Annotated in this window: 12 protein-coding genes; 6 read left to right on the top strand and 6 right to left on the bottom strand. The window is 45.7% G+C overall.

The window, feature by feature from the left end:
- Positions 1-181 precede the first annotated feature (181 nt).
- Positions 182-1,021 carry a site-2 protease family protein gene (locus VN379_RS15890; protein ID WP_325535590.1) on the bottom strand — a complete coding sequence of 280 codons (840 nt, stop codon included), beginning with the start codon at positions 1,019-1,021 and terminating at the stop codon, positions 182-184.
- A gap of 261 nt (positions 1,022-1,282) precedes the next feature.
- Between VN379_RS15890 and VN379_RS15885 the strand changes: the two genes are divergently transcribed.
- A complete protein-coding gene (locus VN379_RS15885; RefSeq protein WP_325535588.1) occupies positions 1,283-1,969 on the top strand; it encodes a phenylalanine--tRNA ligase beta subunit-related protein in 687 nt (228 codons plus the stop codon).
- 120 nt (positions 1,970-2,089) lie between these two features.
- Here VN379_RS15885 and VN379_RS15880 read toward each other — a convergent pair whose 3' ends face one another.
- Both VN379_RS15880 and VN379_RS15875 read right to left on the bottom strand, forming a co-directional pair.
- Positions 2,090-2,707: a DUF2271 domain-containing protein gene (locus VN379_RS15880; RefSeq protein WP_325535586.1), complete on the bottom strand. Its 618-nt coding sequence runs from the start codon at positions 2,705-2,707 to the stop codon at positions 2,090-2,092.
- A 148-nt stretch (positions 2,708-2,855) separates the two neighbouring features.
- Entirely contained in the window at positions 2,856-3,026 is a 171-nt protein-coding gene (locus tag VN379_RS15875) for a hypothetical protein (protein ID WP_325535584.1), read from the bottom strand.
- A gap of 222 nt (positions 3,027-3,248) precedes the next feature.
- On the opposite strand from VN379_RS15875, the gene VN379_RS15870 reads away from it, so the two are divergent.
- Entirely contained in the window at positions 3,249-3,857 is a 609-nt protein-coding gene (locus VN379_RS15870) for a hypothetical protein (protein ID WP_325535582.1), read from the top strand.
- A 131-nt stretch (positions 3,858-3,988) separates the two neighbouring features.
- Here the strand turns inward: VN379_RS15870 and VN379_RS15865 are convergent, their stop codons facing one another.
- Complete coding sequence (locus VN379_RS15865) at positions 3,989-4,135, bottom strand: hypothetical protein (RefSeq protein WP_325535580.1); 147 nt, start codon at positions 4,133-4,135, stop codon at positions 3,989-3,991.
- Between the two features lie 346 nt (positions 4,136-4,481).
- On the opposite strand from VN379_RS15865, the gene VN379_RS15860 reads away from it, so the two are divergent.
- From VN379_RS15860 to VN379_RS15845, 4 genes are all read left to right on the top strand, one after another.
- Complete coding sequence (locus VN379_RS15860) at positions 4,482-4,913, top strand: energy transducer TonB (protein WP_325535577.1); 432 nt, start codon at positions 4,482-4,484, stop codon at positions 4,911-4,913.
- 243 nt (positions 4,914-5,156) lie between these two features.
- Positions 5,157-5,333 (top strand): hypothetical protein, encoded by a 177-nt coding sequence (locus VN379_RS15855; RefSeq protein ID WP_325535575.1) that lies wholly within the window; start codon positions 5,157-5,159, stop codon positions 5,331-5,333.
- A gap of 30 nt (positions 5,334-5,363) precedes the next feature.
- Positions 5,364-6,149 (top strand): aspartate dehydrogenase domain-containing protein, encoded by a 786-nt coding sequence (locus VN379_RS15850; RefSeq protein ID WP_325535573.1) that lies wholly within the window; start codon positions 5,364-5,366, stop codon positions 6,147-6,149.
- A gap of 13 nt (positions 6,150-6,162) precedes the next feature.
- The gene (locus tag VN379_RS15845) at positions 6,163-7,068 is read left to right on the top strand and encodes a D-isomer specific 2-hydroxyacid dehydrogenase family protein (RefSeq protein WP_325535571.1); all 906 of its coding nucleotides are present in this window, start codon (positions 6,163-6,165) and stop codon (positions 7,066-7,068) included.
- 64 nt (positions 7,069-7,132) lie between these two features.
- On the opposite strand, the gene VN379_RS15840 is transcribed toward VN379_RS15845, so the two are convergent.
- Together VN379_RS15840 and VN379_RS15835 are read right to left on the bottom strand one after the other, a co-directional pair.
- The gene (locus VN379_RS15840; RefSeq protein WP_325535569.1) at positions 7,133-7,618 is read right to left on the bottom strand and encodes a hypothetical protein; all 486 of its coding nucleotides are present in this window, start codon (positions 7,616-7,618) and stop codon (positions 7,133-7,135) included.
- Positions 7,602-8,198 (bottom strand): CD3073 family putative ECF transporter S component, encoded by a 597-nt coding sequence (locus tag VN379_RS15835; RefSeq protein ID WP_325535567.1) that lies wholly within the window; start codon positions 8,196-8,198, stop codon positions 7,602-7,604. Before VN379_RS15835 ends, VN379_RS15840 begins: the two co-directional genes overlap by 17 nt.
- Between the last annotated feature and the right edge of the window lie 43 nt (positions 8,199-8,241).

The following is an 8,241-nucleotide window of genomic DNA, read 5'->3' as shown; positions in this document are numbered from 1 at the left end:
TGCCTAAAAAAATTGTACTACTTTTTAGGCTGGGTGACTATCTGCTTTTTTCTCTATACTACATAATAAGGCGACCATTTGTTGATGGCTTTTTTAACAAAACAATTGACAAAACCAGCGGGATGTTCAGGCTTGAGTTATTTGATACTTGAGTTATTTTAGTTATAATCAAGCCTGCTCCCTAAAGCCTTGGTCGCAGCGCCTCGGCAGTAATGTGCGCTTCGTAAGTTAATACCCCGCTTAATAAGAGCAAGGACAGGTAGGCTATTCCTATCTTTAGGCGAAACCCGGTATCAGTATCATAGTAGGAATCATTGCGGTGCTTCCAGAACTCCCAGGCACGATGAATCGCCCCGAACAACACTAATATCAGGATCGGGCTGAAACTAACCCAAATAAGAACTCCGATTAAGGGAATACCCAGAAACCAAATATAGGGCGAGACTGCTCCGGCAATCCGCCCGCCATCAAGTGGCGAGGCTGGAATAAGGTTAAACAATGTCAGGAAATAACCTGTAAAAGCCAGGGAGAAGAGCAGCGGCGACTGAAATCCATAGGCAGCCATATGAACAACGGCTGCCGCTAAAAAGCCAAACAGCGGACCTCCATAGGCGATAATACTCTCTGTTGCCGCATCTTTAGGCGGTTCTTTAATGCCAATCATTGCTCCCAGAAAAGGGATAAAGACAGGCGCAGTTACGGGGATGTTCTGGCGTTTAGCAGCAAACATATGACCATATTCATGGATTGCAATGAGTAAGACAAAACCAATTGCCCATTGGATACCATAAAACCAGGCGTACACGCCAATCATCGTAAGCATCGATAATGATGTGACCCCAAACTTGCTAAACTTAAACACCAGAAAAATTCCTTTGAGAAAACCAAGAATGCTCTTCCATTTTAGTAGTGCTAGCAGAACTGTAACTGCCCCGCCTAGACCCATTCTTTTATACCAGGGCTTCTGCGCAGGTGGCTGGGGAATATCCTGGTGCTCCATCATTTCATCTTCTCTATTCAAAGCAATACCTCAATTCTTTATTAGCGTATTTAGGGAACCTGCTCATTCACCAAGCAGTCTCTGGTGAGTATACAGCATCGCATAGCTTACCTCCCCATATACAAAGTTTACCATTCACTTGTATATGTGTCTAGATACAGTGATACACCGCATCAGTGGCACCCGGGATTTTGTGCTGAACTGGTACTACAAAAGTCTGGCTTTAGATGATATCTTATATAGAAAAGAGCTGGTTAACAGCTTTGCCAGGGAGTGATCTAAATGTTAGAAATAGCTGCTGCGTGGCAGACTGTATATCCCGGAGCGTGTCTCGGAATGATGGTTGTAGATAAGGTAGCCAATCCCCGGTATAATCTCCGGTTGGAAGAAAAAAAGACTAAGGTTGTTCAATTCCTGCAGGCTGAATTTGGTTACTCTGATTTAGTAGACCAATGCCAATCATTACAACCCTATATAAGGTATTATAAGCGCTACAAAAAAAACTATCATGTACTGCACCAACTGGAATCAATCATTTATAAGGGTAAACAGCTTCCGTGCGCAGCCGCTTTGGTCGAGGCAATGTTTCTGGCTGAACTAAAGAATTGTTTACTGACCGCCGGCCATGATTTGGCCGCAATTCAGGAACCGTTGCACCTTGGCTTAGCCGGCGGTCACGAAAGATACACCGGCATAAACGGCAAAGAACAGTTGTGTAAAAAAGATGATATGATGTTGGCTGATAAGCACGGTATTATCTCCAGTATATTGGGAGGTCCGGATGCCCGGACAAGCATTACTCCCTGTACGAAACAAGCCCTTTTTGTGGTCTATGGCCCGGTTGGCATTACACCAACGGCTATCAACAACCACCTGCATGATATTTTTGAAAACATCAAACTCATTACTGCAGAGGCTTGCATTACTTTTTTAGAGGTTTATCCTAAAAACCTGGATTTGGCTTTATAAATGCACGAAAAAACGCCTAAAACGTCCCGGGTTTTTGCCCGGTAAAATGATGTTTTAGGCGTTTTAAATTATAAATGTTTGGTACATTACCGTGCTGGTAATGTGCGTATCCAGCAATAATTAAGGCGTTGGCACAAAGTCTGCCCGCACGGCTTGCAGTAAGATACCGTCGCCTGCTGTCGGGGTGGCGGTGGATTGTCCGGCAGTCGGGCCAACCGTTATAGTTCCCTGCCAGAGCGCCGTTTTCGCCCACTCAATATTTGCCTCGACCTTATAGACATAGGAACCGGCGGGAACAGCCTCACCGGCCTGGTTAAGGCAGTCCCACATGACAGCAACCGGGCCGGACTGCGGTGTTGCCGAACTCACGGCATCCAGTACCGCCTGGCTGGTGGTGGCGGGTTGGAATACCTTTTGCCAGTCCGGCACAGCTTCGGCTCGTTTTTGATAGCCGCCGTTGGCAGTGAAGCGGGTTACCAGCAGGGTGCGCACATATTTCCCCTGAGTGTCCTCGATCCAAACGGCCAATTGATCACTTGCCATTTTGCGCATGCGCTGATAATCGAAGTTGACCGTAACCTTGCCCGGGGTTTTACCCACTGGCGCGGGCGACTTAACCCCGGTCTGGGATGAGTACTCCTGCACTGCTCCATTGCGCACCGGCTGGTTGGCATTGCCACAAGCAGCCAGCAAGGCTGTGCTTACGGCCAGCACAGACAATAGAGTAACGATTTTCATGGCCATCCCCCTTGATCTGCAACGCAACAGGATTACCGTTGCCGCTCATTTTACTGCAATTATACCATATTATGCCACGGTAGCATGTTATTTTTCCGTTAATCTATAATTATATAGAAAGCCCGCTGCTGCGGGCTTGTAATGACTGCTATTTGTCACTCTTTTTTGGAGAAGCACTGGCTGTACTGTCCTCTTCTTCCCGGAGGATATCCTGGATTTCCCCGCTGGTAATGGGATTCGTATAATTGATTTGATACCTGGACGCGTGCTTGTTAAACTCAGCATGCAATGTGGCACCAGTGTCACCTGCTTCAGTCATGTCTTTACCTCCAGTATACTTTTTAATTTTAACTAGGTAACCAATCCTCGCTTTTATCTTGCACGGAAATTAAGCTAGATATGATAGACTCAACAAGAATCATCTGGCAATCATGGTAGGCGTGAGGCCGTAAGGAGGTTAATTATTTATTTCTTCAAAAAATAAAGGAAATTCTAACAAATTGGTGGAATATGAAGAGAAATATCAAAAGGAGGTTAGTTTGTGGGAAAAGCATTTAAAATTGCAATCATCTTAACCATTATTGTGTCATTTTTGTCAACTCCACTCGTATTTGCTGCTGAGGGTATCGAGGCCTCAACGAAACCTGTAGTTACTAGTGTTGTTCCTGGTAATGTTTATATTCCTCGAGGCACTATGATAAAGGCTGAACTGATTCAAGGGGTTAATTCAAAAACAAGCAATGTCGGTGACAAAGCTATCTTTAAAATCACAGAAAACGTAGTTATTAATGGTGTGACTGTTATTCAACAGGGCATCGTGGGTGAAGCCGTAGTTAAAAGCGTAAAGCGTGCTGGTTCTTGGGGTAAAGGCGGAGGAATTGAACTTGAAGCAAGTAATACAAAGACTATTAATAATATCCCAGTACCATTGTCTCTTGACACCAAGAAATATGGTGGAGGCCATGGAATGGTAGTGCCTTGGTTGTTGGTAGGCGTATTTTCAGGATTTCTTAAGGGTAAGAACCAGGATATACCTGCAGGGACAAAATTTTCAGTAGCAGTTGATGCTGATGTTGATCTCGGTGTTCCTTCGGAGCTATTAGCTAACACGATGAAAAATACTATGATAGTTACAACTGAAAACAATTAGCCTATCCTTCGGGAGTACGACGATTGAGTATTCTCAGTACCTAAGTCAGATCATTAATTATTTAGTTGAAAATCCTGCAATATATTAAATATTGTAGGATTTTTGGCTTTTTTCATCATCACATTGCCTCCCTACTGCTGATTGCGCCACCAGCACCATAAGGTGACAATGACTGGAATCGCGAGAGCCAGAGTGCCTAGGTTTTGCCAGATACCAGGCCCGCCAAGGGGAGGGGCTACCAATCCAGCCAAGGTCAAAGCCCCTAAAGCAAGATCCATGGTTTTACTCCCAGCCAATACCACAAATCGTTTAATTTATAGACTTAGCTATATTGAAAAGGATATTCTGGTCCTTCATATCTGCCGGAATTCCATAAGGGCAATCCCATCCCTCAATTTATTAGAATCTATTAGTACGCATTTTTTTCGTGAGTTAGCAGGATTGATGTTTCTTGAAAGAGAATAATTATCAATGTGGATAGCTACAAGCATAATGCCGGTATGAAAGGGTTGATAGCAGCAGTTGTATACATAACCCCTATTTTTTTATTTGCTATGTGAGAATGGTTCTCGCGTTGTGATATGTGGCTTTTCTTTAAAAATGACAAAAGAGAGGGTGTTTTAAATGAGATTTCTTAAGAAAGTTCGGTTTAGCCTGGCACTTCTGTTAGTAGTGATGTTTGCTATGTCTGTTCCCGTTATGGCGAAAGATGCCGCAATAACTCCGCCGCAAATTATTACCTTGGCACCTGTTTCGTTATCACCGGAATTGCGGGAAAAATACTCGGAAAAAACCATATTGGTGAAGCTAAGAGCGACCATTTCTGAAAGTGGCACAACAGTTGGCGATATTAAGATTATTACCAGCTCTGGCGATGAATCTTTTGATCAGGCCGCAATTGATTCCCTGAAGCAGTCGGTATTTAGGCCGGCTTATGCTAGTGATTATCAAGCAGTAGCCTGCACGATTGTTCTTCCGCTGAACGTTAAGGTGGAAAAATATTTGCCAGAGGAACCGGCAAGTAGCACTGCAGACCCATTGCCGGAACAGCCATAGCAGTATCCGGTGGCTGAATCATAGGGTCAGTGCTGACTAGTTGCTTATCATTGCGTGTTAACGAGAGCAGGGCGTCATATGAAAACATCATCACAACCTCTAACAAGAGGCTGTGATGATGTTTTTGTCAATAACTAAACTCAGACGCGTATACTGGCAGGTGTAAACTCCTTGCTGGGTGACCGGATTTTCGGCATAATCGGCGATCAATGCAGCCAAAGCATTAATTGACAGTGGCTGTTTTTGGACGAAACCACTGCCGGATTGGATGAAGCTATGGAGAAAAGGTTGTATAAGCTGCTCGGGAGCGAACTTAAAGCGACAGGGATTATCAGTGTGGGTCATCGTAGCAGTATTATTCTTTATCATGAAAAGATATTGACGATTAAAGAAAAAGGTGATTGGGCTTTGGTGGCATAATAATATATAGAACAGGAAAAGAGGTATACCATGGAAAAAATAAAATTAGCACTTATCGGCTGCGGCTATCTTAATGATATCGTAGCTAATGCATTAAAGGGCGGCTATCTGCCGGAATATGAACTGATTGCCGTTCTGGGAAGGGACTATGGCCGCGCGCAAGTATTTGCTGAACGCCACGGCTGCAAGGCCTGTGCCGATATTGATGAACTTATGGCGATGAAGCCGGATTTTACGGCTGAAGCCGCATCCGTACAATCTGTACAGGACTACAGTGAAACAATATTAAACGGCGGCTCAAACCTTGTTGTACTGTCAATCGGCGCTTTTGCCGACAGTGCGCTTTATGAACGCATAAAAAATACCGCTGCCCGGAACAAGCGCCGCGTATACATTGCCAGCGGTGCCGTAGGTGGCTTTGATGTTTTGCGTACAGCCGCGTTGATGAGCCCGATTACCGCTTCTATCGCCTCACAGAAAGCGCCGGTTTCGCTCAAAAACACACCGCTTTTCACTGGTGAATTAATGGATATCACCGCGCCGCAGCAGGTATTCAGCGGCACGACCAAGGAAGCAATAGCCATCCTGCCAACCAAGGTAAATGTGGCAATCGCTACCGCCCTTGCCAGCGCCGGCCCGGATAATACAACCATGAATATCAAAGCCGTGCCAGGCTTCAAAGGTGATGAATACAAGATTGAAATACAGGGCGAAGAAGTACGCGTTGAGCTCAATATCTATTCCCGTACCAGCGCCATTGCCGCCTGGAGTGTAGTAGAGGTTTTGCAAAATGCCGTAGCGCCGATTGTCTTTTAGGAGGTATCATGCAATGTTTAAAAAATTAGTTGCCATAGAACCGGTAAGTCTGATTCCGTCAGCTCAGCAGAAACTCCATGAATATGCCAAAGAAGTTGCGTTGTTTGCAGACATTCCGCAGGACGATGCGGAGATAATCCGTCGCATCGGCGATGCTGATGCCGTATTGCTCAGTTATACCAGCCGCATCGAAAAGAGCGTACTTGAGGCCTGCCCCGGCATCCGTTACATCGGCATGTGCTGCAGCCTATATTCCGAAGCAAGCGCCAATGTCGATATTCGCACCGCCCGTGCCAGCAATATCACAGTCTACGGCGTCCGCGATTACGGCGACCAGGGGGTTGTCGAATACATAACCAGTGAGCTCATCCGCTATCTCCACGGTTTCGGTGATAAACAGTGGCAGGAACTGCCGGTAGAGCTTACCGATCTAAAAGTCGGCATAGTCGGCCTCGGTACCTCCGGCCAGTTGATTGCCGCCGGCCTTCAGGCCCTGGGCGCCGATTTATATTATTTCAGCCGCACCCGCAAGCCGGAACAGGAAGCAAAAAACATCAAATACCTGCCGCTGAAAGAGCTGCTGAACACCGTTGATGTCGTTTGCACCTGCCTGAATAAAAACATCATCCTCTTCCATGATGAACAATTTGAATGGCTTGGCAATCACAAAATCATGTTCAATACCTCCATCGGCCCGTCGCACGATAGTACCGCTCTTGCCAAATGGCTTGAACACGGTGATAACGAATTTTTCTGTGACACTGCCGCCGCTCTCGGCGATGATACCGGCAGGCTGCTTGCCAACCCCCATGTAAACTGTGTGAACATGTCATCAGGTCGCACCAGACAGGCCTTTGACCGCCTGAGCGAAAAGGTATTAAATAATATCGAAACATTTCTAAACGACAATAAACTATAAACTATAAACTATAAACGCGCCGAGGAAGATTCCTTAGCGCGTTTTACTTTATTCAAAAAAACTATTAGGTCTGAATCGCCTGACGCAGGATTGACTCAAATTCGTGCGATTGTCCCTCGCTATAATCTGGTGGCACATCAAGAATCAGCATATTGGGAAATCTCCGGATCAGTTTAGGGAGCAGCAAGCGAAATAAATGGCCACTAATTTCGGTGAGTGAGCAAGTGGGGCTGCGCCTGATGCCAAGGAGCAGGCAGACATCACAGCCGACAGCCTGGAAGTTATCCAGATCTTGTAGTACCCTATCAGCAGCCTGGCGGCAGACTGCCTCAAATGCAGGGGTGTTATATTCCTCATAGGTTTGTGGTTTGCGCGTCATGCCTGCGTAAATAAGCTCCGGGCAGGGCAGTTGATAAATCCCCAGATCTGCTTGGGACAATATGGAGACAAGCCTGCGAAAACTTCCGCCAGACCTTGCCAACGGTTGGACAACACTATTTTGGTTTAATACACAGTGACTGACGATCGCCAGCTTATTTTGTCGGAACATAGTTTTTTCCCTGGGAAGAAACCAAAGGATTGGTCGCTTTACGTAAGATGTTTGCGGGGAAATACCGGACCAGTGAGGCTACCAGCAGTGCGCAGGCAATTTTGTCGATAAGATTACCAGTTATGCGCGGGATAAAAGCAGCTGTAAAGATTTTTTGTCCGCTTTTTAGGAGCCAAAGAAAAATTAAATCAGTACCGCCGCCAGTCAGGCCGCCGTAGACCCAAATGGCAATCGGAGTACCAATGAGCGGAGCTACAACAGCAATTAACAAACCAGTCAAGAGGGCTGTAAGCCAGGAAAAGGTATAACGCCGGGCGACATAACCGACAATTACCCCAATGGCTAGATTAACGATGGCAAAAGGGATGTCTTTAGGGTTTGTCAGCATGCCCTGAATGATGTTTGTCAATAAGCCGATTGCACCGCCAAAGAAAGGCCCGAACATAACTGCGCCTAAAATTGTACCAAGTGTATCCAGGAATATCAGGGGAATTTTTAGCGTTTGGACAAGGGTTCCCAGTACAAGGTTAATAGCAATACAGATACTGCTAAATACCAGAGGAAATGTTTGCGTCTGCATAATAATCACCCTCCAATTTTCTGTCCTCATATAAATTTAAAAG

The sequence above is a fragment of the Sporomusa sp. genome (assembly GCF_035561255.1).
Lineage (GTDB): Bacteria > Bacillota > Negativicutes > Sporomusales > Sporomusaceae > Sporomusa.
The sequence above is the reverse complement of the archived record's forward strand: the minus strand, read 5'-3'. Positions and strand labels throughout refer to the sequence as shown.